At 73.7% G+C, this 25,474-nt stretch carries 20 protein-coding genes and 1 pseudogene; 11 read left to right on the forward strand and 10 right to left on the reverse strand.

All coding sequences use genetic code 11. The features are described from left to right. Positions 1 to 63 precede the first annotated feature (63 nt). The 9 genes from ACZ4QV_RS13130 (at position 64) to ACZ4QV_RS13170 (ending at position 10,875) form a co-directional block, all read left to right on the forward strand. A complete protein-coding gene (locus ACZ4QV_RS13130; protein ID WP_361147930.1) occupies positions 64 to 768 on the forward strand; it encodes a PAS domain-containing protein in 705 nt (234 codons plus the stop codon). Positions 769 to 851: 83 nt separating this feature from the next. Beyond that, complete coding sequence (locus ACZ4QV_RS13135; RefSeq protein ID WP_467762894.1) at positions 852 to 3,713, forward strand: peroxidase family protein; 2,862 nt, start codon at positions 852 to 854, stop codon at positions 3,711 to 3,713. A gap of 124 nt (positions 3,714 to 3,837) precedes the next feature. Further along, positions 3,838 to 4,299 (forward strand): universal stress protein, encoded by a 462-nt coding sequence (locus ACZ4QV_RS13140; protein ID WP_125043827.1) that lies wholly within the window; start codon positions 3,838 to 3,840, stop codon positions 4,297 to 4,299. Between the two features lie 307 nt (positions 4,300 to 4,606). Then, positions 4,607 to 5,803 carry a methyltransferase domain-containing protein gene (locus ACZ4QV_RS13145; protein ID WP_361587816.1) on the forward strand — a complete coding sequence of 399 codons (1,197 nt, stop codon included), beginning with the start codon at positions 4,607 to 4,609 and terminating at the stop codon, positions 5,801 to 5,803. Positions 5,804 to 6,022: 219 nt separating this feature from the next. Beyond that, a complete protein-coding gene (locus ACZ4QV_RS13150; RefSeq protein WP_361635433.1) occupies positions 6,023 to 7,540 on the forward strand; it encodes a glycoside hydrolase family 3 protein in 1,518 nt (505 codons plus the stop codon). Continuing rightward, positions 7,537 to 8,376 carry a DUF1796 family putative cysteine peptidase gene (locus ACZ4QV_RS13155; protein WP_467762895.1) on the forward strand — a complete coding sequence of 280 codons (840 nt, stop codon included), beginning with the start codon at positions 7,537 to 7,539 and terminating at the stop codon, positions 8,374 to 8,376. Before ACZ4QV_RS13150 ends, ACZ4QV_RS13155 begins: the two co-directional genes overlap by 4 nt. Beyond that, positions 8,373 to 9,131 carry a PIG-L deacetylase family protein gene (locus ACZ4QV_RS13160; RefSeq protein ID WP_361614508.1) on the forward strand — a complete coding sequence of 253 codons (759 nt, stop codon included), beginning with the start codon at positions 8,373 to 8,375 and terminating at the stop codon, positions 9,129 to 9,131. Before ACZ4QV_RS13155 ends, ACZ4QV_RS13160 begins: the two co-directional genes overlap by 4 nt. Then, a complete protein-coding gene (locus ACZ4QV_RS13165; RefSeq protein WP_361147940.1) occupies positions 9,128 to 10,012 on the forward strand; it encodes an ABC transporter ATP-binding protein in 885 nt (294 codons plus the stop codon). The genes ACZ4QV_RS13160 and ACZ4QV_RS13165 overlap by 4 nt, the downstream gene beginning before the upstream one ends. Beyond that, positions 10,009 to 10,875: an ABC transporter permease gene (locus ACZ4QV_RS13170; RefSeq protein WP_361635437.1), complete on the forward strand. Its 867-nt coding sequence runs from the start codon at positions 10,009 to 10,011 to the stop codon at positions 10,873 to 10,875. The genes ACZ4QV_RS13165 and ACZ4QV_RS13170 overlap by 4 nt, the downstream gene beginning before the upstream one ends. 52 nt (positions 10,876 to 10,927) lie before the next feature. On the opposite strand, the gene ACZ4QV_RS13175 is transcribed toward ACZ4QV_RS13170, so the two are convergent. After that, entirely contained in the window at positions 10,928 to 11,149 is a 222-nt protein-coding gene (locus ACZ4QV_RS13175) for a dodecin (RefSeq protein ID WP_361147944.1), read from the reverse strand. A 188-nt stretch (positions 11,150 to 11,337) separates the two neighbouring features. On the opposite strand from ACZ4QV_RS13175, the gene ACZ4QV_RS13180 reads away from it, so the two are divergent. Further along, positions 11,338 to 12,783, forward strand: a complete 1,446-nt coding sequence (locus ACZ4QV_RS13180) for an amino acid permease (RefSeq protein ID WP_361635440.1) — start codon at positions 11,338 to 11,340, stop codon at positions 12,781 to 12,783. 200 nt (positions 12,784 to 12,983) lie between these two features. Here ACZ4QV_RS13180 and ACZ4QV_RS13185 read toward each other — a convergent pair whose 3' ends face one another. The 8 genes from ACZ4QV_RS13185 to ACZ4QV_RS13220 all read right to left on the reverse strand — a co-directional run bounded on the left by ACZ4QV_RS13185 (position 12,984) and on the right by ACZ4QV_RS13220 (position 22,771). After that, positions 12,984 to 13,667, reverse strand: coding sequence for a transglycosylase SLT domain-containing protein (locus ACZ4QV_RS13185; protein ID WP_361587807.1), 684 nt, complete (start codon positions 13,665 to 13,667; stop codon positions 12,984 to 12,986). 1,194 nt (positions 13,668 to 14,861) lie between these two features. After that, complete coding sequence (locus ACZ4QV_RS13190) at positions 14,862 to 15,074, reverse strand: EF-hand domain-containing protein (RefSeq protein ID WP_361147950.1); 213 nt, start codon at positions 15,072 to 15,074, stop codon at positions 14,862 to 14,864. A gap of 118 nt (positions 15,075 to 15,192) precedes the next feature. Beyond that, positions 15,193 to 17,631, reverse strand: coding sequence for an excinuclease ABC subunit UvrA (uvrA, locus tag ACZ4QV_RS13195; RefSeq protein ID WP_361635444.1), 2,439 nt, complete (start codon positions 17,629 to 17,631; stop codon positions 15,193 to 15,195). 82 nt (positions 17,632 to 17,713) lie between these two features. After that, a complete protein-coding gene (locus ACZ4QV_RS13200) occupies positions 17,714 to 18,997 on the reverse strand; it encodes an NAD(P)/FAD-dependent oxidoreductase (RefSeq protein ID WP_361635447.1) in 1,284 nt (427 codons plus the stop codon). Continuing rightward, positions 18,994 to 19,188 carry a ferredoxin gene (locus ACZ4QV_RS13205; RefSeq protein WP_030022493.1) on the reverse strand — a complete coding sequence of 65 codons (195 nt, stop codon included), beginning with the start codon at positions 19,186 to 19,188 and terminating at the stop codon, positions 18,994 to 18,996. The genes ACZ4QV_RS13200 and ACZ4QV_RS13205 overlap by 4 nt, the downstream gene beginning before the upstream one ends. Positions 19,189 to 19,231: 43 nt before the next feature. Continuing rightward, positions 19,232 to 20,467, reverse strand: coding sequence for a cytochrome P450 (locus ACZ4QV_RS13210; protein ID WP_361147956.1), 1,236 nt, complete (start codon positions 20,465 to 20,467; stop codon positions 19,232 to 19,234). A gap of 317 nt (positions 20,468 to 20,784) precedes the next feature. Continuing rightward, the gene (locus tag ACZ4QV_RS13215) at positions 20,785 to 21,411 is read right to left on the reverse strand and encodes a TetR/AcrR family transcriptional regulator (protein ID WP_361148776.1); all 627 of its coding nucleotides are present in this window, start codon (positions 21,409 to 21,411) and stop codon (positions 20,785 to 20,787) included. 184 nt (positions 21,412 to 21,595) lie between these two features. Beyond that, the gene (locus ACZ4QV_RS13220) at positions 21,596 to 22,771 is read right to left on the reverse strand and encodes a CapA family protein (RefSeq protein ID WP_467762896.1); all 1,176 of its coding nucleotides are present in this window, start codon (positions 22,769 to 22,771) and stop codon (positions 21,596 to 21,598) included. 704 nt (positions 22,772 to 23,475) lie between these two features. Between ACZ4QV_RS13220 and ACZ4QV_RS13225 the strand changes: the two genes are divergently transcribed. Continuing rightward, positions 23,476 to 24,423: an aminoglycoside phosphotransferase family protein gene (locus ACZ4QV_RS13225; protein ID WP_361635450.1), complete on the forward strand. Its 948-nt coding sequence runs from the start codon at positions 23,476 to 23,478 to the stop codon at positions 24,421 to 24,423. 37 nt (positions 24,424 to 24,460) lie between these two features. Here ACZ4QV_RS13225 and ACZ4QV_RS13230 read toward each other — a convergent pair. After that, positions 24,461 to 25,447: pseudogene (locus tag ACZ4QV_RS13230) on the reverse strand (phosphotransferase family protein). Between the last annotated feature and the right edge of the window lie 27 nt (positions 25,448 to 25,474).

The raw sequence follows: 25,474 nt of genomic DNA on the forward strand, positions 1-25,474 counted from the left end.
AACTGCATGATTGTGCAGTGGTTTTTCGCTGTCCGCTCTTGCGGCCGGACCGGAGAAGGGGCAATGGACGAGGCGACGGCGGACGGCCCGGTGGGCCCGTGGCGCAACTACTTCCTGATCCTGCTGGACCGCATCCCGGTGCCGACCGCGGTGTGCACGGCGCACGGCGAGGTGCTGATCGCCAACCCCGCGATGGCCGCCGAGTGGGGCGCGGCGCCCGGGCAGCTGCGCGGCCGCAACCTGCGGGACCTCTTCCGGCCCCGTTCCCCGGCACAGATAGACCGGCTGGTCGACGCGCTGCGCCTGGGCCGCAGGTCCCGGTATCCGGTCGGGGTGCGCTGGCGGGCCGGGGCGGACGGCGGTGAGCGGGAAGGAGAGTTGACGGTGGACCCGGTCGGCGACCCGTCGGAGAACCTGCCCGTCCTGCTGGCCCTGCTGCGGGTCCACGAGGACACGCCGCCCGCCCAGGCCCCGGGGCGCGAGGCGGCCAGTCCCGTGGAGACCCGCATTCTCGCCCTGGCCGCCGCCGGTGCGACCACGGCCAGTATCGGCAGCCACCTCGGCCTCACCGTCGACGGCGTCAACTACCACCTCACCCGCCTCTCCCGCCGCTGGCGCGTGCAGGGCCGTACCGCGCTGGTCGCCAAGGCGTACGTGGTGGGCGTGCTGGCGCAGGGTGTGTGGCCGCCGGCGCCGGCGGAAGCGCTGTCGTCCGAGTCGCCGGAGGGCTCGGCCGCCGGCGACTGTCCCCTCCGCAAAGATCCATGAATCCGCCCGAAACGAACCCTGTCGGGCCGCGGAGGAGGCGAGTAGCGTCGGGCGCCCTTCTTCCGTACGGAGGGTGTCCTGCCATGGCCGACACCGTGAGTCACACGCAGTACGAGAGGTACGAGGGCGGCAGCCCGGAGGCGGAGCGGGTGGTCTTCGAGGAGCTGGCGCGGCAGCTGATGCGGGTGCAGCTCGCGAACCGGAAGGGCCGTGGGGCACAGGGCGTCGAGCGGGCCTTCCACGCCAAGACGGTGCTGGGGGTGGAGAACGCCCGGCTGCGGTTCGACGAGCGGCTGCCCGCCGCGCTGGCGTCCGGTTTCGTGCGGCCGGGGGCGCAGTACCCGGCCGTGGTGCGGCTGTCGAACGCGAGCGGTACGGCGCAGGCGGACATCTCGCCCGATCTGCGCGGCATCGCCGTACGGGTGGAGGTGTCGGCGGAGGAGACGCACGATCTGCTCGCGACCAACTTCCCGGTGTCGCACGCGCGTGACGCGCGGGAGTTCGTGGCGTTCGCCCGGGCGATGGCGGGGGCCGACAGCACGTTGCAGAAGGCGTTCGGGCTGTTGGTGAAGCTGCCGCTGGCGGTCGGCTGGGGTACGGCGGCGCGGATGCGCCTCAACGTGCAGGCCGCCACCCGGCACGTGGTCGGTTCGCTGGCGCGCGAGACGTACTGGAGCCGGGGCGCGGTCATGTGGGGCGACGCGGGGCCGGTCCGCTACCAGCTACGGCCCGCGCCGGGCGGCGCCCCCGCGCCGCGGCCGGACCGGCACGACCCCGACCACCTGCGCCACGAGCTGGCGGGGCGGCTGGCGCTGGCCGACGTCGAGTTCGAGCTGTGTGTGCAGCGGTACGTGAGCGAGGAGCGCACGCCCATCGAGAACGGGGCGGCGCAGTGGCGGGAGACGGACGCGCCGGTCGTCCCGGTCGGGCGGCTGACCATCCCGCGGCAGGACGTGACCACCGCCGCGGCCCGCTCCGCGGCCCGCCGGGTGGAGGCGCTGGCGTTCAACCCGTGGCACACCACGGACGAGTTCCGTCCGCTGGGCAATCTGAACCGGGCGCGCAAGGCGGCGTACCGGGCGAGCGCCGGGCACCGGCTCGGCACCCGGTTCCGTACGGAGGAGCCGCTGCGCAACACCGTGATCGGGGTGCCCGTGCGCGCGGCCTTCCGGGTCGTCAACCGGTACGTGCCGTGGCACAAGCTGCCGCTGGACCTGAGTCTGCTCAACCTGGTGGCGCTGCGGCAGGCGCTGCGCCGCGCCAACCTCATCGACACCGAGGTCCCGGAGGCGCCGCCGCAGGCCGTGCCGGTGCCGGAGACGGTGGACGAGGGCGCGCGGACGGCCCGTACGTACGACGGTTCGTCCACCGACCTGTCGGAGCCCCGGATGGGCGCGATCGGCTCGGCCTTCGGACGCAATCTCCCGCCGGTGTACCGGCCGGACCTGGACCTCGTCCCGAACCCGGTCACGACGGCGCGCCAGTTGCTGCACCGTACGGCGTTCCGGCCGGCGCCCTCGCTGAACATCCTGGCCGCGGCGTGGATCCAGTTCCAGGTGCACGACTGGGTCAACCACCGGCGGTACAAGCCGGGCGAGCGGTCGGTGGAGATCCCGATGCCGCCCGGCAGCGCCTGGACGAACACGCCCGGCGGGCCGCCCGAGGACGTGATGCGGTTCGCCGAGAACATCGGTGTGGAGCGGCCCGGTGAGCCGCCGCTGCTGTTCACCAACACCACGTCGCCGTGGTGGGACGGCTCGGAGGTGTACGGCGGCGACGAGGCCACCGCGCGGTCGCTGCGCGAGCCGGACGGCGCCAAGCTGCGGCTGGAGGACGGGCATCTGCCGATCGGCGCGGGCGGCATCCCGCTGACCGGCTTCAGCGAGAACTGGTGGCTGGGCCTGAGTGTGATGCACACGCTCTTCGCCCGGGAGCACAACGCGCTGTGCGACGCGCTGCACGCCGAGTACCCCACCATGAGCCAGGACCGGGTCCACCACACGGCCCGGCTGATCGTCTCGGCGCTGATCGCGAAGATCCATACCGTGGAGTGGACGCCGGCGATCCTGGCCACCGAGGCCATCGACGTCGGCCTGAAGACGAACTGGCAGGGCCCGCCGGACAAGTGGCTGAGCAGGCTGGGACTGTGGCTGGTCGAGTCGCACGCGCTGCGCGGCATACCGGAGACGCTGCCGGACCACCACAAGGTGCCGTACTCCCTGACCGAGGACTTCGTCACGGTCTACCGGATGCACCCGCTGATCCCGGACGACTACGAGCTGCGCGAGCACCGCTTCGGGCAGCGCGTGGAGACCGTCACGTTCGACGACATCCAGGGCACGGCGGCCGAAGGGGTGGCCCGCAAGACCGGGCTGACCGACACGCTGTACTCGCTCGGCATCGCCCACCCGGGCGCGATCACCCTGCACAACTACCCGGAGGCGCTGACCCGCTTCGAGCGGGACGGGGAGATCATCGACCTGTCGGTGGTCGACCTCGTACGGACCCGGCGGCGCGGGGTGCCGCGCTACAACGACTTCCGCGCCGGGCTGCACAAGTCGCGGGTGCGCCGCTTCGAGGACATCAGCTCCGACCCGGAGACGGTCGCGCAGCTCAAGGAGGTCTACCGGAACGTCGACGAGGTCGACACCATGGTGGGGCTGTTCGCCGAGAATCCCCCGGAGGGCTTCGGCTTCAGCGACACCGCCTTCCGGGTCTTCATCCTGATGGCCACCCGCCGCATCCAGTCGGACCGGTTCCTGACCGTCGATTTCCGGCCGGAGCTGTACACGCCGCTCGGTATGGACTGGATCGCCCGCGGCGGCATGAACTCCGTCATCCTGCGGCACTGCCCGGAGCTGGCCGCGATGCTGCCGCGCGGCGCGACCGCCTTCGCGCCGTGGCGGCCGGTGCTCCCGGGGCGCGGCGGCGGCGCGGGTTCGTGAGGGGCGCGGCCGCGCCGCGTCTCCGGCGGGGCGCGGGGCCTGTCACGGGTCCCGCGCAGCCCTGCGGTCGGGTCGCGCACGGCCCTGCGCAAAACGCGTACAAGGCGCCCGATAACCTCCTCGTGTGGAGGAGAACACGCCCGCGCCCTTCGAGCGCGGTACGGACGGCCCGAAGGTCATCGTCGTCGGCGTCGACGGGTCGGACTCGTCGTGGCGCGCCGCCGCCTACGCGGCGGGGCTGGCCCGGAGGCAGGGGTCCAAGCTGGCCCTGGTGTACGTCCAGCCGGTGCTGCCGGCCGGCGCGGCCATGGGGGCGCCGATCGTGGACGCGACGAACGAGGTCGCCGACGAGCTGATGGCGGAGATCCGGGCGGCGACGGAGCGCGCGCGGGGGACCTACGACCTGCGCTGGGAGTTCCACACGCTGCGGGGCGACCCGTACTCGGGCATGGTGCAGATGGCCGACGAGCTGACGGCGGACGCCGTGGTGGTGGGCGCGTCGGAGTCCGCGGGGCACCGGATCATGGGGTCGGTGGCGGTCCGGCTGGTCAAGGCAGGGCGCTGGCCGGTGACGGTCGTGCCGTAACCGGTCGGGGCACGGGGTACCGGGCACAGGGCACAGCGCACGCCTACCGGCTGTTTTCGGCCACCGCGGTGGCCGGAATGCAGGGGTCAACCAGATTGGTCTGGACCACGAAGGTGGGGGCGGTTAGGGTCCTTCCACGTACGGCGCCCGGCCGTACCGACCCCGCACCGCCCTGCTCACAGCACCGCCCCGCCGGTCCGGTCCGGCGCGCCCAGGCCCTGTCGTCGCATGCCCGCCTGGCGCGGACCGCGCTGTCGCCAGCACCCCGCTTCGCCGCCCCCGCCAGCTCTGCCCCTGGGACCGGTCCATGATCGAAATCGTGGTCGTACTCCGGGTCGAGGACGCCGTCCTCGACTTCCTCTCCGTCCTCACCGACCCCGACCCCGGCGCCGGCCCGGCCGCCGTGGTCCTGGCCGACCGGGGAGACGTCCTCTCCCTGCCCGCCGGTACGCCACCGGCCGAACGGCTCGCCCTGCTCGCCCCGTACGTACGGCCCGCCGAGGAGAACGCCGCCTCACCCGGCCCCGACGTCCTCGCCGGCCTGATACGCCGGGCCGCCGACGGCCACTCCGCCCGCGTGTGGACCCACTCCCCCGCCGACAACCGGCGCAGCCGGGGCCGCGTGGGCCGGGACACCGCCCTGGCCTGTGCCGGTCCGACGGACGCCGCCGGGGAGACCGCCGCGCCGGTGCTGACCGTGCGGCACGCCGTCGGGTACTCCCCGTTCCTCCAGTTCGTCAGCGACCTGGACCGTCCGCTCGACCGCGCGCAGATCGCGGCCAAGCTGGACTTCGTCAACCGCGCGGCGCCCGGTCTGCTCGACACCCCGTCGCCCGAGTTCATGGTGCAGACGCCCCGCATCCCGGCCGCCGAGCGGTTCTTCGGCGCCGACCCCACCGAACGCGAACGGCTCTTCGCCCTGCTCGCCAGCCTGGGCGACGAGGCCGCCGCCGTCACCGACCCGTGGGAGTTCGCCACCTCCCCGTACGAGGCCCGGCGCCTGGACGCGACCGCCGCCTGGGTACGGCGCCACTGCCCGCCCGGCGGAAAACCGCTGGTGGAAGTGGGCGCCTGCGAGGGCGCGTTGACGGCCCGGCTCGCGGCGGACGGCTTCGCCGTCCACGCCACCGAACCCAACCCGCACTTCCGGCACCGCCTCGCCGCCGCGCAGCGGGGCACCGACGCCGTACAGGTCGGCGCCGAAGACCTCGCCGGGCTGGCCAAGGACGGACCGGAAGGCGCCGCGTACCTGCTGATCGAGATGCTCTACTACGGCCAGGACCTCGCGCTCCTCGACGACCTGCCCACCGGCCTGCTCTTCCTCGCGCTGGAACCCGAGGCGCTGGAGGCACGGCTGCGGCCCTGGCTCGCCGCCTCCGCGGTGTGGCGCGTGGTGGAGGAGACCCGGCTCGTCGCGCCCCGGGTGGAGCCGGTCTGCGGCGGCCGCGCGTACCTGAGCAAGCGCGGCAGCGTCGGACTCGTACTGCGCCGGGCCGACCGCTGACTCCGCCGCACCCTTTCCGGCGGGCCTCCCACCCGCCGTTCCGTCACCGGTGAGCCTCCCCGCCCGCCGTCCCTCTGCCGGTGAGCCTTCCCGCCCACCGTCCCGCCATCGGCGGGCCTCCCCGCCCGCCGCTCCCCTTTCCGCCGCGCCGTCACCGGCCGCGGCCCGGCCGTACGCCGGGCTGCCGCCGCCCCCGCCGCCCCGTACCGGAAGGTTTCCATGCGCGCCGACATCTCCCTGGTCAACGCCTGCCTGCTCCCCGCCTACGCGGGCCGCTCGCCCGCCGACTGGATCCTGCGCGCGGCGGACGAGGGTCTCGCGGGCGTCGGCCTGTTCGGGACCAACTTCCCCGCCGGGTCCGGCTCGTTGCGCGAGGAGGTCACCGATCCGCTCCGCGCCGTACGTCCCGACCTGCTGATCGCGCTGGACGAGGAGGGCGGTGACGTGACCCGGCTCGATTACCGGCGCGGCAGCGCCTACCCGGGCTGCCACGCCCTCGGCGCCGTCGACGACACCGGGCTCACCCGGGAGGTGGGCGCGGCGATCGCCCGCGACCTGCGGGCCGAGGGCGTCAACCTGTGCCTGGCGCCGTGCGCGGACGTCAACTCCCGCCCGGACAACCCCATCATCGGCGTACGTTCCTTCGGCGACCGGCCGGACCTGGTGGCGCGGCACACCGCGGCGTACGTCCGGGGCGTCCAGGAAGCCGGGGTCGCCGCCACCCTCAAGCACTTCCCCGGGCACGGTGACACCCGGACCGACTCGCACGCCGAACTGCCGGACATCGACCGTGACGCGGCGTCCCTCGACGCGGTGGATCTGCCGCCGTTCCGCGCCGGGATCGCGGCCGGCGCCCGGGCGGTGATGACCGGTCACATCCGGCTCTCCCGGCTGGACGGCCTGCCCGCGACGCTGAGCCGGCGGATCGTGACCGGTCTGCTGCGCGAACGGCTGGGCTACCGGGGCGTGGTGACGACCGACGCGCTGGAGATGGCGCCGATCGTACGGCGCTGGGGGTACGGCGGTGCGGCGGTCGCCGCGCTGGCAGCCGGAGCGGACCTGGTGGTGCTCGGCGCGACCGACGGGGAGAAGCTGCTGCCCGAGATCCACGACGCCGTACAGGAGGCACTGGACCGGGGCACGCTGACCTTGGAGCGGGTGGCGGAGGCCGCCTGCCGGGTCGCGTCGCTGCGCGCCTGGGCCGACCCGGCCCGGCGCACCGGTACACCGGACGGCGACGGGCCCGCACCCGACAGACACCGCGAGCCCGTCGGCCTCACCGCCGCCCGCCGGGCCCTCCTCGCGCACGGCGTGCCCCGGGCCGCCGACGGCCGCCGTCTGCACACCGTACGGCTGGCCACCGCCGCCAACCTGGCGGTGGGTGACGCCCCGTGGGGCCTGGAGACCCCGCTCCGGAGCCTCGGGGCACTGGCCTCCGTCACCGAGGTGGAACCGGGCACCGACCCGGCCGCGGTCGCCCCGCCCCCGGACGACGGCGTCCCGCTCGCGGTCGTCGTCCGGGACGCGGAGCGCGACCCGTGGCAGCGGGCGGTCCTCCAGGAACTGCGGGCCCGGCGCCCTGACCTGGTCACCGTGGAGATGGGCCTGGCCCCGGTCCGTCCGCTGCCCGCCGACGCCCCCGCGACCCTGTTCACCCGCGGCGCCGGCCTGGCCAACGCCACCGCGGCGGCGGAGTACCTGACCGGCCGGGCCTGGCACGGCCTGCTGCGGCCGTGAGCGCCCAGGAGGCCCGCGTCCGGGCCGCGGACCCGCTCCCGGCCAGGGGCGCGGGGGCGGCGGCCGGATACGGGCAGGAAGCGACCGGCGCGTACGGCCGAGGAGCGGCCGACACGTACAGTCAAGGACCGGCCGGCGCGTACGGCCGAGGACCGGCCGACGGATGCGGTCAAGTTTTGTCCGGCGGGTACGACCACTGCGTCGGCCTCGGCTACCACTGCGAGTCGACGTACCAGATCCGGCGCGTCACGGGGGTCACCCGCGCCCACTTCTTCGACTGGCTGGACCTCGACTTCGAGTCGGTCGTCGAGGCCGTGGCGGAGGACTTCCGTACCGTGCTGCGCCCCGGTCTGGTCGAGCCGTTCGACGAGGGCCGGTGCGCTCTGGACCGCGGCTCCGACATCCGCTTCTACCACGAGTTCCACCCCGCGGCCGGCGCCGGTACGACCCTGACCCAGGCGGACATCGACGCGCAACTCCCGCGCGTGCGCGCCAAGTTCGCCGCCCTGGCCGGACGCTGGCGGGCCCTCGCGGGCTCCGCCGCCCGAGTGCTCTACGTCCACCACGACGCCTGGGACGAACTGACCGCCGCCGACCTGCGCCGACTGCGCGCGGTGATCGCGTCCCAGCATCCGGGCCACCGCTTCGACCTGCACTGGCTGCGCCGCACCCCGCCGCCCGACGCCGCCGCGGCGGGCCCCGGCATCACCTGGGGCACCGTCGCCGCCGCCCCCGGCCGCTGGGAGGGCGACGACGCCGCCTGGGACGCCGCCCTCGTCCCCGTACTCACCCCTCCCCACGACCCGCCACCGCCCCAGCACGAAGGAACCGCATGACGCCTCCCCCGCCGCGCACCGTCATCCTCTCCCCGCACTTCGACGACGCCGTCCTCTCCCTGGCGGGACTGATCCCCCGGCTCCCGGCCCCGGTCACCGTGGTGACCGTGTTCGGCGGCGCCCCCGCCGAACACCACGCCGTCTCCTGGTGGGACAGCACCTGCGGCTTCTCCACCGCCGCCGAGGCACACCGCGCCCGGCTCGCCGAGGACGCGCGGGCCACCGCCCTGCTCGGCGTGGACCGGGCCGTACTGAGCCACCCCGACGGGCCGTACGGCGAAGGGGACGAGCTCACGGACATAGACGCCTACTTGCGGTCCCTTCCGACGCCGCTCCCGCTCGTCCTCCTGCCCATCGGCACCAACCAGGCCGACCACCGGCGGGTGCGCGACCGGGCCCTGCGCGTCCTCGACGAGCTGGGCGCACCGCTGCCCCTCCTGTACGCCGACCTCCCGTACACCGGCCACCTGCCCGAGTGGGGCACCCCGGACACCGACCGCGCCCTCGGCGGCGACCAGACGTTCGGGCTCTCCTACCAGGACCTGGCGACCCGCTACCGGATGGACCTCGCGCACGACCTGGTCCTCACCGACGAGGAGTGGGCCCGTAAGCGGGAAGCGGTGCACTGCTACGGCTCGCAGCTCGCCCCGCTCGCCGCCGACCACGGCAGACTGCTGGCCCGGAGCGGACCGCTGCGCGCCGAGCGCGTCTGGTCGCCGGTGCTCCGCCCGCAACCGGCCGGGGCGGACGCATGACCGCGCGCGGCGCGGCGCCGCCGACCGTCCTGGACGCGCACGGCCTGGTGAAGGAGTACCGCCGCGGCCGGGTCGTGGACGGCGTACGGCTGACCGTGCGGGAGGGCGAGCGGGTCGGGCTGCTCGGCCCCAACGGCGCGGGCAAGACCACCACCCTGCTGATGTGCCTGGGCGCGGTCGCGCCGGACGCCGGCAGTGTGCACGTCCTCGGTCACCGGCTGCCCGCCGGGCGCCCGGCCGCCATGCGCGGCGTCGGCTTCGCGGCCGGCTACCTGCCGCTCCCCGACCGGCTGCGGGTGCGCGAGTACCTGCGGCTGTACGCGGACCTGTACGGGCTGCGCGCGCCGCGCGCGGCGGTGGAGGGCGCCCTCGACCACTTCGGCATCGGCCACCTCGCCACCGCGATCGGCACCGAGCTGTCCAGCGGCCAGCGGACCCTGGTCGGCATCGCCAAGGCGTCCCTGCACACGCCCCGGCTGCTGGTCCTGGACGAGCCCACCGCGGCACTGGACCCGGACATCGCCCTGCGGGTGCGCACCGGGCTGCTGGACCTGTGCGAGCGGCACGGCACCGCGCTCCTGGTGACGAGCCACGACATGGTCGAGGTGGAGCGGCTGTGCGAGCGGGTGGTCTTCCTGGCGGCCGGGCGGGTGACCGCGGACGGTACGCCGCAGGAGGTGGCGCGGCAGTTCGAGCAGCGCGACCTGGAGGGGGTCTTCCTGCACCTCGCGGAGGCCCGGGACCGCGAGCGGGCGCGGGGCGACGCCGGAGCGGGTGCCGACGCCCGTACCGGGGCCGCCGAACGGGCAGGGGCCGGTGCCCGGAAAGGGCCCGGTGCTCCGAAGAGGGCCGATGCGCGGGAAGGAGCCGATGCCGTATGAGCGTCGTAGAGGCCCCGGACCTGCGCAGTCCCGCCGCGGCCAGCGCGCACCGGGTGCGTGCCGTCGCCCGCCGTCACTGGCTGGTGCTGCGCCGCAGCCCGCACCGGATCTTCGACGTGCTGGTGTGGCCGGTCGTCGACACGCTGCTGTACGGCTCCATCGGCCTGTTCGCCGCGAAGGCGACGGGCGGCGGAACGGAGCCGGGCACCGGCACGGAGCCGGGCACCGGGACCGCGTTCGCGGTCTTCCTGCTCAGCGGCACCGTTCTGTGGCACCTGGTCCACCAGACGCAGATCTCGCTGGCCACCGGCTTCCTGGAGGAGACCTGGTCACGCAATGTGATCGGGCTGCTCACCACGCCGCTGCGCGGTTGGGAGTACCTGGCCGGGGTGGGGCTCTTCGCCCTGGTCCGTACGGCGCTGAGCACGCTCGCGGTGGCCACGCTGGCCTTCAGCGCGTACGCCTTCGACGTGACGTCCCTGGGCCTGGGGCTGATCCCGGTCGCCGCACTGCTCCTGCTGTGCGGCTGGGCGGTGGCCCTGGCGGTGGTGGGACTGGTGCTGCGCTACGGCAGCGGCGCGGAGGCCCTCGTCTGGGGCGGGCTGTCGGTGGTGATGCCGCTGTCCGGCGTGTTCTACCCCGTCTCGACGCTGCCGGGGGCGCTCCAGCCGGTCGCCCAGGCGCTGCCCACGACGCACGTCTTCGCGGCCGGGCGGGCCCTGGCCGGCGGCGGGCCCACACCGTGGCGCGAACTGGCCGTGGCCACGCTGGGCACCGTCACGCTGCTTCTCCTGGCCCTGTTCTTCCTGGGCCGCATGGTGGCGTCCTTCCGGCGCCGGGGGCTGGTGACCCGGTACTCGTGAGGGCAGGGGCGCGCCGGGCCCCCGGCGCGCCCCTCGGCCGTGTCCGGCCCCGTCAGCCCTCCTCGGTGTCCTCCAGCCGGAACCCGACCTTCAGCCCGACCTGGTAGTGCTCGATGTCCCCGTCGACGATGTGCCCGCGCACCTGGGTCACCTCGAACCAGTCGAGGCCCCGCAGCGTCCGCGCCGCCCGCTTGACGCCGTTGCGGATCGCGGCGTCCACGCCCTCCGGGGACGTCCCCACGATCTCCGTCACCCGGTACGTGTGATTCGACATGTCCGCTCCTTCGTCCTGCCGGTGTCCGTGCCGGCCGTCCGTACGCGGCCTCGTACGGACCGCCGCACGCCCGGGTGCCCGGATTCACCGGTTCCACTCCGCCCCGCCGGACAGTCACCTTCCCCTGCCGCCTCCGAAGGGCCATGATGATCGGCCGTCGGCCGACGACGAGAGGAAGGGGAACGGGGATGCGCGCGGGGCGGGGAGTGTGGCGGCGTAAACCGATCGAACTCATCCAGGACACGGAAGGCGGCTCCGGCGAACAGCTCAACCGGGTGCTGGGACTGTGGCAGCTGACCGCCATCGGGGTCGGTGGCCTCATCGGCGCGGGCATCTTCACGCTCGCCGGGACCGTCGCGAACGGCAAGGCCGGACCGGCGGTGCTGCTGTCGTTCCTCGTCGCGGGCGTGGCCAGCGCGGCGGCCGCGTTCTCCTACGCCGAGTTCGCGGGGCTCATCCCGAAGGCGGGCTCGGCGTACACGTACGGCTACGCGGTGCTGGGAGAGCTGGCGGGCTGGTTCATCGGCTGGGACCTGCTGCTGGAGTACACGGCGATCGTGGCGGTGGTCGCGATCGGCATTTCCGGCTACATCAGCTTCCTGCTCGGCGAAATGGGGGTGGAGCTGCCCGCCTGGATGCTGGGGGCGCCGGGGACCGGCGAGGGGCACCAGGTCGATCTGTTCGCGGCGGCACTGTGCCTGCTCATCGCGTATCTGCTGACCCTCGGCATCAAGAACGCGGCCCGTTTCGAGACCATCGTCGTGGGCCTCAAGGTCCTGGTCGTACTGCTGGTCATCGGAGTCGGTTTCTTCCACGTCGAGACCGACAATTACACACCGTTCTTCCCCTTCGGCGTCAGCGGCGCCTTCACCGGCGCGGCCACGGTTTTCTTCGCCGTGTTCGGCTACGACGCGATGAGCACCGCGGCGGAGGAGTCCAAGGACGCCCAGCGGCACATGCCGAAGGCGATCCTGTATTCGCTACTGATCTCGATGGTGCTGTACGTCCTGGCCTGCCTGGTGCTCACCGGTATGCAGAACTACACGGAGATCGACCCGGAGAGCGGTTTCTCCTCGGCGTTCAAGTCGGTGGGGCTGAGCAGTCTGGCCGACGTGATCGCGGTGGGCGCGATCATCGGCATTCTCACGGTGATGTTCACGTTCATGCTGGGGGTCACCCGTGTGTGGTTCAGCATGAGCCGGGACGGGCTGCTGCCGAAATGGTTCGCCAAGACCCATCCTCGGCGGCACGTGCCGACCCGGGTGACCTGGACCGTGGGTGTCGCCTCGGCCGCCATCGCGGGTTTCCTGCCCATCGGGGAGGCCGCCGAGCTGACCAACATCGGCATCCTGCTGGCGTTCGTGGTGGTGTGCGTCTCGGTGATCGTGCTGCGCTACAGGCGGCCCGACCTGCCGCGCACGTTCCGTACCCCCGGAATGCCGGTGGTACCCGCCGTCGGGGTGGTCTTCTCGCTCTGGCTGATCACGTTCCTGGAGTGGCAGACCTGGGTGCGCTTCGCGGTGTGGTTCCTGGCCGGCCTGGTCATCTACTTCGCGTACTCCCGCCGGCGCTCCGAGCTGGCGAAGGCGGAGCGGGAGATCACCGACCTGGAGGACCGCGACGGGCGGCTGTGACGCCACGCCGGACAGCGGTGACGGCCGCGCCGGACGGATGTGACGGCCGCGCCGGACACGAGGGCCCGGAACACGACGGAGCGCCCCTGGACCGTGGTCCTGGGGCGCTCACGTTTCAGCGTGCGGCAGCGGCCTGCCCGGCCCGGGAGGGTGGTCCCGGGCGGTGCGGTCCGTGTGCCGCGGCTGCCTGCTCACCGGGCTCAGTACGCCGAGTTGACGTTGTCCATGGAGCCGTAGCGATGGGCGGCGTAGTTGGCGGCGGCCGTGATGTTGGCGACCGGGTCGGTCAGGTCGTTGGCCGTGCCCTCGACGTGGTAGCGGTCGAACGTCGGCTGGATGACCTGGAGCAGGCCCTTGGACGGGATGCCGTTCTTGGCGTTGATGTCCCAGTCGTTGACCACGTTCGGGTTGCCGCTGGACTCCCGCATGATGTTGCGGTGCAGGCCCTCGTAGCTGCCGGGGATGCCCTTCTTCTTCATGATGTCCAGCGACTCCTTGATCCAGCCGTCCAGGTTGTTCGCGTACTGCGGCTTGGACTCGACCGGCTTGCGGTCGGCGGCGCGGCTGGCGGCCTCCTTGGCGGTGTGGCCCTGGGCGGCCACGGCGGTGACCTTCACCGAGTCGGCGAGGGTCTTGGTGTCCGTCGCGTCCTTGGCGTCGCCGGCCTTGGGCGCGTCGGCGGCCTTGGTGTTCGCACCCGCGGGCTGGCCGTTCGCGGAGACCGGCTTGACCGCGGCCGGGGCGGCCGAGGTGGCGGCGTGCGCGTCACCGGTCGCGGCGGGGACCGTCAGGGCCGCGGTGGCACCGGCGGCGGCCAGCACGGCGACGGAGAGCTTGTGGGTCTTGGTCACGCGGACGGAGCGGAGCAGGGTGTGAGCGGTCATGCGGGAGATTCCTCTTCCAATCACTGAAATGAGCGGGCGGCAGCCATTGGCGGGAGGTACGAGCAGGAAGCCACTGGCGGCACGAGAACCGAGTTCTTGTCCGCGTCCACCCCGAGGGCATTTACGCGACGCATCAACCCGGCGCCTCAGCAATGATTAGCGACGGCCGAATTGGAAAGCAATAGCCGCTCCACGGGTCCCGGCTACGGTCCCTTTACGTAGAAAGGGCCTTTCGGCGCGTCTCAGTCCATGAGCGCGGGCCGCGAAAGGTCCGCGGCGGTTTACTAAGAAAGGCCGTAAGGGACCGAAGTCCCGTGCTGCGCGTCACGTTCGAGGCCGGGCGTGGCGCCCGGCGGAAACCGCTTGAAATGGCCTCGGAACCCGGTTTTCGGTTGCCCCGCGAAAACCCTTGTGGCCCGCGTCACCGTTTGGCGTGGCGCCGCACCGGTAAGTGGTGCCGGTCACCTGGAAAAGGGATTGATCGGGGGAATCTATGAACGCAATAGGCGTTCTGGAAAGAGAAACGCGGCCGACCGGTTGGGCGACCGCGGGGGCGGGGCGTAGGGGAGCGGGGCGGCAGGCGGGGCCCAGGGCGAGGACGGGCCCCGGGTGGGCGAGGGCCGAGGGCGGCTGCCCGCCATACGGGGCGAACGCCCACATCCCCCCACCGGGGGCCTACCCAGGCGTAGCCACGCCGAAGCTCGCGCGTCCGAACGGGCGGGGCCGAGCGTCCGACCGGGCCGGGGCCGAACCGGGCGGACAAAGCGGGCCGGGGCCGAACCGGGCCGAGGACAAAGCGGGCGGGGGCCGAACCGGGCCGGGGCCAGGCCGCCCGCCATACGGGGCGAGCACCCACATCCCCCACCGGGGGCCTACCCAGAGGTAGCCACGCCGAAGCTCGCGCGTCCGACCGGGCCGGGGACAAAGCAGGCCGGGGCCGAACCGGGCCGGGGACGGATCGCCCGCCATACGGGGCGAGCACCCACGTCCCCCCAACGGGGGCCTACCCGGAGCAGGCCGGAACGAAGCCACAGCCCTCCGCCCAGGAACGGACTCACGCCGGGGTACCCGGGAGGGTCAGCCCCGGCCTGTCTGGGCTCCCCCTGGCCGCCCCGGACCGTCCCAGCCAGCCCCGGGCTCCCCCTGGCCGCCCCTGGTCACCCCGGACCAGCCCCCCCGGCCGCCCACCCCGAATCACCCCTGAAGCGACTTCCAGAACTCCTCGAAGGAGAGCTTGCCGTCCGCGTTCGCGTCCTTGGCGGCGATGACGGCCTCGGCGACCGGCCCGGTGACGTAGGGGTCTCCCATCTCCGCCATCGCCCGCTTGTACTCGTCGGCGGTGATCAGGCCGTCGCCGTCCGCGTCGAACCGGTTGAACGCCGCCTCGGCCGTCTCTTTGTCTGCCACGGGAGTGCCCCCTTGAAGTCGCTGTACCACTGAATTGACCTGGGTACATTAACCGACTGTCACCACTCTCCCGACCCCACCCCGGCCCGTTCCCCGGCCCCCGCCCCCGCCCCCCGGGTCAGCCGCCAGGCCGGCGCGTGCCGGTCCGGCGCGCCAGGTAGGCCGCCGTGCGGCTGTCCGCCGACGCCGCCACCTCGGCCGGTGTCCCGGTGGCCACGATGCGGCCGCCGGCCGCGCCGCCGCCCGGCCCCAGGTCGACGACGTGGTCCGCGCCCGCGACCACCCCCATGTCGTGCTCGACGACCACCACGGTGTTGCCCGCGTCCACCAGCCCGTGCAACTGCCGCAGCAGCACCTCGGTGTCGGCCGGGTGCAGGCCGGTGGTGGGCTCGTCCAGCAGGTAGAGGGTGTGGCCCCGGTGGGCGCGCTGGAGTTCCGTGGCGAGTTTGATGCGCTGGGCCTCGCCGCCGGACAGCTCGGTCGCGGGCTGCCCCAGGCGCAGGTAACCGAGGCCGACGTCCTGGAGGGTGCGCAGACTGCGGGCGGCGGCGGGGACGTCGGCGAGGAAGTCCGCGGCGGTGTCCACCGTCATGCCGAGCACGTCCGCGACGGTACGGCCGCGGTAGGTGATCTCCAGCGTCTCGTCGTTGTAGCGGGCGCCGTGGCAGGCGGTGCAGGGCGCGTACGTACCGGGCAGGAAGAGCAGCTCGACGGCGATGAAGCCCTCGCCCTGGCAGGTCTCGCAGCGGCCGCTCGCGACGTTGAAGGAGAAGCGGCCCGCCGTGTAGCCGCGGGCGCGCGCTTCGTCGGTGGCGGCGAAGACCTTGCGTACGGCGTCGAAGAGGCCGGTGTAGGTGGCGAGGTTGGAGCGCGGGGTGCGGCCGATGGGCTTCTGGTCGACGCGTACGAGGCGGTCGACCGCCTCCAGGCCCTTGGCGGCGGCGAGCCGGGCCCGCGCGCCGCTCTCCTCGTCCTCGTCGGGGCCGGCGCCGAGGTGATCGGTGACGGCGTCCGCGAGGGCCCGGGTGACCAGCGTGGACTTGCCCGATCCGGAGACGCCGGTGACGGCCGTGAAGACACCGAGCGGGAAGGAGGCGTCCACACCGCGCAGGTTGTGCAGGGTGACACCGTGCAGGGACAGCCGCCCGGTGGGCTCGCGGGGCGGGCGTGCGGCGGGCGGCGCGTCGTCGAAGAGGAAGCGCCGGGTGGCGGACTCGGTGACCTGCGCGAGGTCCGCGACGGGCCCGCTGTGCAGGACCCGCCCGCCGTGCTCGCCCGCCTCGGGCCCGACGTCCACGATCCAGTCCGCGTGCCGCACCACGTCCATGTCGTGCTCGACGACGAACAGGGTGTTGCCCGCCTCCTTCAGGCGGCCGAGGACGGTGAGCAGGGCCTCGGTGTCCGCCGGGTGGAGGCCCGCCGAGGGCTCGTCCAGTACGTAGACGACGCCGAAGAGGCCGGAGCGGAGCTGGGTGGCCAGCCGTAGCCGCTGGAGTTCGCCGGAGGACAGGGTGGGGGCGGCCCGGTCCATGCTGAGGTAGCCCAGCCCCAGCTCGGTGAGGACGTCGATACGGGCGACGAGGTCCCGGGCCAGGGTCGGCGCCACCCCGTCGCCGTCGGACGCGGCCGTCGGGCGCAGCAACTCGGCGAGGCCGCTGAGCGGCAGCCCGGAAAGCTCCGCGATGTCGCGGCCGGCGAAGGTGACGGCCAGCGCTTCCGGTCGCAGCCGCCGCCCGCCGCATGCGGGGCAGGGTGCGGAGACCAGGTAGCGCTGGACGCGTTTGCGCAGTGTCTCGCTCTTGGAGTCGGCGAAGGTGTGCAGTACGTAGCGCTTGGCGCTCATGTACTGGCCCTGGTAGGGCCGGTGGATGCGGCCTGCTTCCCGTACGGGGTGCACGGTGACGACGGGCTGCTCGTCGGTGAACAGGATCCAGTCCCGGTCGGCGGCGGGGAGGTCGCGCCACGGCTTGTCGATGTCGTATCCGAGCGCGGCCAGCACGTCCCGCAGGTTCTTGCCCTGCCAGGCGCCGGGCCAGGCGGCGATCGCGCCGTCCCGGAGGGACAGCGACGGGTCCGGTACCAGCGACTCCTCGGTGACCCGGTGGACGCGGCCCAGGCCGTGGCACTCCGGGCAGGCGCCGGCCGCGGTGTTCGGCGAGAAGGCGTCGGAGTCCAGCCGCTCCCGGGCGTCGTCCGGGTACGTACCGGCGCGCGAGAACAGCATCCGCAGTGAGTTCGAGAGGGTGGTGACGGTGCCGACGGAGGAGCGGGAGGTGGGGGCCGAGCGGCGCTGTTCCAGGGCGACCGCGGGCGGCAGCCCGGTGATGTCCTCGACCTTCGGCGCGCCGACCTGGTGGATCAGGCGGCGTGCGTAGGGGGCCACCGACTCGAAGTAGCGGCGCTGCGCCTCGGCGTAGACGGTGCCGAAGGCGAGCGAGGACTTGCCGCTGCCGGACACGCCGGTGAACACCGTGACGGTGTCCCTCGGGATGTCCACGTCGACATTGCGGAGGTTGTGTTCCCGGGCGCCGCGCACCCGTACGTACGAGTCGGTCATACCTTCCATGATCGGTCAGCGCCGGTCGGCAGCGCGCGGGCCCGCCCCCGAGGTCGGGGTGGAGGCGGGCCCGCGGCGGCCGTCACGCGAGGGCGTTGCGCACGCCTTCGCGGGCCTCTTCCCAGGGGGCGGGGGTGGCGATCAGCGCCCGCAGGCCCCTGGTCTGGCGCGGTGGCACGCCGATCGCCAGGATGCCGGTGGCCTGCCCGTCGCGCCCGTAGAGAGCGACGGCCTTGCGGGAGTCCGGGTCCAGGACGGTGGCCTCGGACCGGTCGGCGCCGTTGAGCACGCCGTACGCCTGGATCTTCAGGCCGTACTGGTCGGACCAGAAGTACGGCGCGGGCGTGAAGGGGCGGCGCTCGCGCCCGGCGGCGGGGGCCAGTGCCCCGTCCCCGTCGTCCGGCAGGGTCTCCTCCAGTTCGGCGAGGAGGTTGCGGGCGGCGGCCATGCCCTGCTCGGTGGCGTTCATCCGGTGTTCGACGCGCAGGTGGCGCCCGTGCACGGGGTGCTGCCAGCGGGCCACGTCACCGGCGGCGTAGACGCCGGGCGCGGCGGCGCAGTACGCGTCGCAGCGCAGCCCGTCGGCGGTGTCCAGGGCCGGGTCGCCGCGCAGCCAGCCGACGGCGGGCTCCGAGCCGATGGCGACGAGGACGGTGTCGGCGGGCAGCCGGGTGCCGTCGGCCAGCCGTACGGCGGTCACGTGCCGCGCCGGACCGTCACCGTCCGCCTCGAAGCCGTCGACGGCCGCGGTGCGCAGCCGTACGCCGTGCTCCTGGTGCTCGGCCGCCAGCAGCTCGCCGATCTGCGGGCCGACCGTACGGGCCATCGGCAGCGCTTCCCGGCCGACGAGCGTGACCTGGTGGCCCAGCTCGCGCGCCACGGCCGCGGCTTCGCAGCCCAGGACGCCGTTGCCGACGACCACGAGGCGCCGGTCCGTGCCGGACAGCCGCTCCTTGAGGGCGAGCGCGTCCTCCAGGGTGCGCAGGGTGAGCACCCCGTCCAGACCGGCCGCCGCCGGCAGGGTGCGGGCCGCGACGCCCGTCGCGACGATCACGCCGTCGCAGGTCAGCCGCTCGCCGCCGTCCAGGGTGAGGGTGCGGGTCGCGGTGTCCAGGCCGGTCGCCCGGGTGCCGAGGCGCAGGTCGAGGCCGAGGGTGTCGAGCTGGTCGGCGGCGCGCAGGTGCAGCTTGTCGGGCTGCCAGGCGCCCTGGAGGAGCTGCTTGGACAGCGGCGGCCGGTCGTACGGCGGGTGCGGCTCGTCGCCGACCAGGGTCAGCGTGCCGGTCCAGCCGAAGCGGCGCAGGGCCTCAGCGGCGGCGAGTCCCGCCGCCGAGGCGCCCACGACGGCGATGCGGCGGGGGGTCACTCGTGCACCTGGATCACGGCGGCCGGGCAGATGGCGGCGGCCTCGCGGACCATGTCGTGCTGGTCGGCGGGCGGCGCGGCGTCGAGGAGGACGACCACGCCGTCCTCGTCCCGCTGGTCGAAGACGTCGGGCGCGATCAGCACGCACTGTCCGGCGGCGCAGCACTTGTCGGCGTCGAGGGTGATGTTCATGGCAGGTGGCTCCTGAAGGCAGACGGGGCGGGGAGGGGGTGTGTCACCAGGTGACGGGCAGGGTGTGGCAGCCGTAGATCGCCATGTCGCTGCGGTACGGGATCTCGTCCACGGGGACGGCGGGCCGCATCTCGGGGAAGCGGCGCAGCAGCGTGCCGATCACGACCTGGAGCTCGACGCGGGCCAGGGCCTGGCCGAGGCACTGGTGGATGCCGTAGCCGAAGGCGACGTGGTGCTGGGCGTTGGGGCGGCACACGTCGAGCGCGTCGGGGTCCGCGAAGACCTCCGGGTCGCGGTTGGCGGACGGTACGGCCGCCACGACGCCCTCACCGGCCCGGATCAGCCGTCCGGCGATCTCGATGTCCTCGGTGGCGACGCGGCGCGGGCCGTTGCGGATGATGCTGTGGAAGCGCAGCAGTTCCTCGACGGCGCCGCGGATCAGGCCCGGTTCGGCGCGCAGCCGGTCCGCGGTGTCCCGGTCGCGCATCAGGGTCAGCGCGCTCAGGCCGATCATGTTGGCGGTGGTCTCGTGGCCCGCGATGAGCAGCAGGGCGGCGAAGGCCACCACGTCGTCGTGGGTGATCTCGCCCGGGACCTGCTGCTCGGTGATCAGACGGCCGAGGATGTCGTCGCCGGGCGCCGCCTCCTTGGCGCTCACCAGTTGGTGCAGGTAGGTGCGCAGTTCGGCCCGCGCGCTCTCGCGCTCCTCGTCGGTGACCGTACGGGAGAGCAGGGTGCCGGTGAGCCGCTGGAACACCTCGTGGTCGTCGTAGGGGACGCCGAGCAGCAGGCTGATGACGAGCGAGGGCACCGGCAGTGCCAGCGCCTCGACGAGGTCGACGTCCTGGCCCGCGCGCTTCTCCATGGCGTCGCACAGCTCGTCGGTCAGGCGCTGGATCTCGGGGCGCATCGCCTCGACCCGCTTGACCATGAACTCCCGGGTCACCATGCGGCGCAGCCGGGTGTGCTCGGGCGGGTCCATGCGGATGAAGCCGCGGTGCTCGGTGGTCGCGCCGCCGGTCATGCCGCTGAGCGGGTAGCCGGGGCGGGTGGTGTCGGAGCTGAAGCGGGTGTCGCCGAGGATGGCGCGGATGTCGGCGTACCGGGTGGCCAGCCAGGCTTCGGTGCCGTCCGGCAGCGAGATCTTCGACAGCGGTGCTTCGGTGCGCAGTCGCGCGAACTCGGCGGGCGGGTCGAACGGGCAGCCCTGCGGCGGCTGCACGGGCAGCGCGGGCGCGGCGGCCGGCGCGGGGGCGGGTGAAGCGGGAGAGGGGGTCATGTCGCTCCTTGGGGAGCACGCGGGCAGGGGCGTGCGCCCGGTGTCGGACGTTCACCTAACGCCCGTAAACTTACATGCGTAACGCAGGGGTGCGACGGTGGGGGGTGGGGGTGGTGATCGATGAGCGGCACACCGCGTCGGCCGGGGTGCCGGAAATGACCGGAGCGCTCCCGAAGCGCCCCGGTTCGGGGGCTCAGCGCTCCCGAAGGGCCCGGTGCAAAAGCTCAGTGCTCCCGAAATACCCGGGCCAGAAGCTCAGCGCTCCCGAAGCACCCGGTTCAAGAGTTCAGCTCTCCCGAAGCACCCGGGCCAGAAGCTCAGCTCTCCCGCTCCATCAGCAGATGCAGGATCTCGTCCACGTAGCGGTACAGCCGCTCGGCGTCCTTGCGGCTGGGCATGACCTGCCACAGCATGACCCGGCCGTGCACCGCCGCCCACAGCACGTACGGCGCCTCCTCGCGCGTCCCGCGCACCCGCCACCCGGCGGCCTCGCACGCGGTGAGGGCGTCGTGCAGCCCCCGCACCAGGCGGCCCGCCGGGTGCCCGGCCAGTCGCTCCGGTTCGACCGGCGTCTGACGGGTCTCGTACAGGAGGCGGTACTTGGCGGGGTGCTCGACGGCGTACCGGCAGTACGCGCGGAGCTGGGCGCGGAGCAGGTCCACCGGATCGTCGGTGTCCGCCGCCGCCGACGCCTCCGCCATCGCCGCCCGCAGCCGCTCGTAGCTGACCTCCAGCGCGGCCCACACCAGCTCGGTCTTGTCGGCGAAGTGCCGGTAGATGCTGGGGGCGGCGACACCCGCTTCGCGGGCCACGGCGCGCAGCGACAGGGCGTCCTCGCTGCCGACCTCTTCGAGGAGGCGTTCGGTGGCGCGCAGGAGTTCCTCCCGCAGGCGCTCGCCCTGTCCGCGCGGATTGCGGGGCCGCACGGCCGCACTCTCACCCACCGCCGTCACGCCCTTCCCGCGCTCCGCGCCACTGTCCACCGTTCGCCGTCCACCGGACGGAGCGGCCGTCCGGCACGCCCGCGTCCATGGTGCTCAGGACCGGTCCGGGCCGGTCCTCAGGGTTTCACATCGCGGAACGCTCCCTTACCGGGCCACCGGCGCGGCTTCGTCGGCCGCGCGCCCGTCAGCGGCCCATGGTCAGCCCGGCACCCTCCGCTCCCCGGCTGAGGACGGCCTCGCGGATGCCCTCCCGCACGTCGGGGCGGTCCCCGGTGGCGGCGAGGTTGACCATGCGCAGCGGGGGTCCGTGGGCGGAGAGCTGGGGGATGTACTCGGCCTTGGTGACCCGCCAGCGCTCCCCCTCCCTCGCGGGCGGCTCGAAGCGGAAGCGGGCGATGGTGCCCCAGTTGCCGCGCGGGCTCTCCATGATCCCGGCGATCTGGTCGCCCATGCCGTAGACGACCCAGGTGCCGTTCAGCTTCTCGTACGGCTGCGGGGTGTGCGCGTGCGTCCCGATGACGAGGTCGATGTCGGGCCGGCCGCCGGTGTGCGCCTCCGTGAGCGCCTTGGCGACCTCGATCTGCTGCGCGTCCGGCTCGGTCCGGTATTCGGTGCCCCAGTGCGGGCTGACCACGACCACGTCGGCGCCGGCCCGGCGGGCGGCCCGAGCGTCCGCGACGATCTTCTTGGCGTCGATGACGCGGACGGTCCACGGCTTGCCCTGCGGCTGCGGGACGCCGTTCGTGCCGTAGGTGTACGAGAGCTGGGCCACGCGTGCCCCGCCGGGCGCCTTCAGCAGCGCGGGCCGGCCGGCCTCGGCCGCGTCGCGGGCCGATCCGGTGTGCTTGATTCCGGCCCGGTCCAGCCGGTCGAGGGTGCGCCGGACGCCTTCGGCGCCGTCGTCGAGGGTGTGGTTGGACGCCGTGGAACAGGAGTCGTAGCCGGTGGCCTTGAGCGCGTCGGCCACCTGGGGCGGCGCCTTGAAGGCGGGATATCCGGTGAACGGGCCGCCGTCGGGACCGAAGGGCGTCTCCAGGTGGCAGATCGCCAGGTCGGCCCCCTCGATCACCGGTTTCACCCCGGCGAGGATGGGCCGGTAGTCGTATCCGCCGTCTCCGGCGTCCTGGCGCGCCGTCTCCAGTACGGACGGGTACGAGGCGATGACGTCCCCGGACGCGGCGAGGGTGAACCCCCGGGAGGCCCGGTGTCCGGAGTGCTGCGGCGCGGCGGTCGCGGCGGCGGAAGCGCGGTCGCCCGGCCCGGAGGCGGGACGCGTGGGCCGTCCGGGGCCCTGCTGGGCCGCCCAGCCCACGGCCAATATCAGGAGCAGAGCGGCGCCGTACGGTCGGTGCTGGTTCATGCAAGACGCATAACAGCCCGAATAGAGCAATAAACCGATTAATACACCCGCTGACACCGGTGGTCCCCCGCCACCGCCCGACCGGGGCGCACCGGCTCGCGCGGACCGGCGGAGCCCGCATAATCCGCACGCTCCGGGGTGGTGGTCGGCCTTCGGGCTTCTGCATGGCGCCGGCCGGGCTCCGGGCTCCTGTACGGCACCGCCCCGGCTCCGGGCGTCCGTACGCCGCCGGTCAGGCCGGGTACCCGGGAGGGTGCCCCGGAAGGGACCATGCGCGCATGCCGTCGGCGATCTCGGTCCCGTCGGCCACTCACCGTACGGACGTCCTGACCGGACAGAACCGGGCCGGCCCCGGGCTCGGCGCTCTCCGGCTCACCCTGCCCGACCATCCACCGCGCGCCCGGGAACAGGCTCCGTGGATCGCCCCCGACGGCGTCGGGCCGGGCCCACCCGGTGTGATCGCCGTGGAAGTGGGTGAGGACTCCCGCGTCAGGGACGTGGCTCAGGGTGAGTTCGCCCGGAGTGCGGGTTCAGCGGCCGGGGGCCGGGCTCCGGAGCAAGGGCCCGCCGTGCCGTCCGCGAGGGGTTCCGGATCGGTCATGCCGTCATGCTCGACCCGCCGCACGAACCGTCAGAGATATGGGATCACTCGATCCGAAAGTGAACGAGCCCCACGGGAAACCCGGGAAAGCTAGGGTGCCCGGATGGCCCGAGCCTCTCTGAACAGTGACTTCTTCCCCGCCGACCTCCCCGTGTACGCCACCGTGGGCAGCACCCCGGACGGGCGCGCGTGGCTGGACCGGCTGCCCGCCACCGTCCGGTCCGTCCAGGAGGAGTGGGACCTGCGGCTGGGTGCGCCGTTGCACGGCGGCAGCTGCTCGTGGGTCGCCCCCGTGGGACTACCGGACGGCGGCGACGCGGTGCTGAAGGTGACCTGGCCGCACCGGGAGGCCGCCGGGGAGGCACCGGCCCTGCGCGCCTGGGACGGCAGCGGCGCCGTACGGCTGCTCCGCCACGACCGGGAGCGGTACGCGCTGCTGATCGAACGCTGCACACCGGGCGGCGAACTGGAGGACAGTCCGCTCCCCGCCGACGAACGGCTGCTGCTCGCCGCCGGCGTCCTGCGCGAACTGTGGGCCGCGCCCGCACCGCCCGACGGCGAACTGGAGCGGGTCGCGGACGTGTGCGCCGAATGGGCCGGCACGGTCGAGGACCGCATGGCCCGGATCCGGCCCGGCTACGACCCCGGGCTCGTCCGGCTCGGCGCCCGGCTGCTGCGCGAACTGCCCGCCACCGCCACCCGCGAGGTCGTGGTGCACGGCGACTTCAACCCCGGCAACGTCCTCTCCGCCCGGCGTCGCCCGTGGCTGGCCATCGACCCCAAGTCCATGGTCGGCGACCCCGGTTACGACCCCTGGCCGCTGCTGGAGCAGATCGACGACCCGTTCGAGTACGACGACCCGCGCCCGGTCCTGCGCGAACGCTTCGCCCTGGTGGCCGATGCCCTCTCCGAGCCCCCGGCCCGCCTGCTGGCATGGGCGGCGGCCCGCACGGTGGAGAACGCTCTGTGGTGCGCCGACCACGGTGACATCCAGGACGGCGAGGCGGAGTTGGAGGTGGCGGCGGTACTGGCGGGGCTGGCGGGACTGTGAGAAGCGGCGGTGGCGCCCCTCCCCCGGGCGGGTGCGATCAGCCGAACGTGCGGAACAGTTCCTGGAGACAGTCTTCCAGCCTGCTTGCCGACAGGCCCGGAGTCAGGTCGTCGCGCCCCAGTTCCCGCCAGGGCTCCCCTACCTTCCCGGTGTCCGGGGCGAACCCGAGCGCGTTCAGGACGCGCCAGTACAGGTGATCCGCGGGGTTGTCGCTCAACGCCCCTCCGGCCGCCACGTAGGCGTCGGCCGGCCGCATCCCCTCCTCGACGCCGTGTAGCAGGGCCAGGGCCGTGGAGCAGTGCGCCACATCCAGGTCGGCCGGCCCCCAGGACGTCTCCCCCCCCAGTCGACGACGCCCGTGATCCGCAGGCCGGTGCCCTGTCCGGTGAAGAACACATTGCCCGGATGGACGTACCGGTGCAGGAAACACGGCCGGTGGTCAGGGGGTTCGCGGCGGATGACGTCCACGGCCCGCTCCCACAGGCCCGGGCGGCCGGTGCTTTCGGGCCGGCGCACCCGGTCGGGCGCGGCCCACGCCTCGTACCCGCGCGGGCGGGCCTCGGCCGGGACGTGTATCCGGTGGATGCCCATGAGTTGGCGCGCCGGCAACGGCGTACGCAGGGCTGCCTCCGCCTCGTCCACGCGGACCGTGCCGGGCAGCAGGGACATCGGCAACGACGGGTGGGCGCGCAGTGTGCCGCCGTCGCGTCCACCGCGTGGAACGCCGCCGCGGGCACGTCCGTCCCACCGAGCAGACGCAGGGTGTCCGCTTCGCGCGTGAGCAGGCCCTCCGCGTGCCGCGCGAAGAACGGCCGGACGATGGATCCGAGTACCAGCCACCGCGGCACATCGGGCCCGCCGATCCGCAGCTGCCGCCTCTCCGAGGTCCAGCCGCCGCGCAGCCGCTCGGCGGCCTCGACCCGGCACCGCCGCCCGCCTGCTTCTCCCCCCAGGCACGCGTGCCCTCCCACCCGTGGTCGCCGCGGTCGGCTGCCGAGACATCCACGTTCTCAGGCGTCACCATGGCCACGACGTGGAGCGTCTGCCGCGG

This window comes from Streptomyces sp. NPDC026394 (assembly GCF_055567735.1).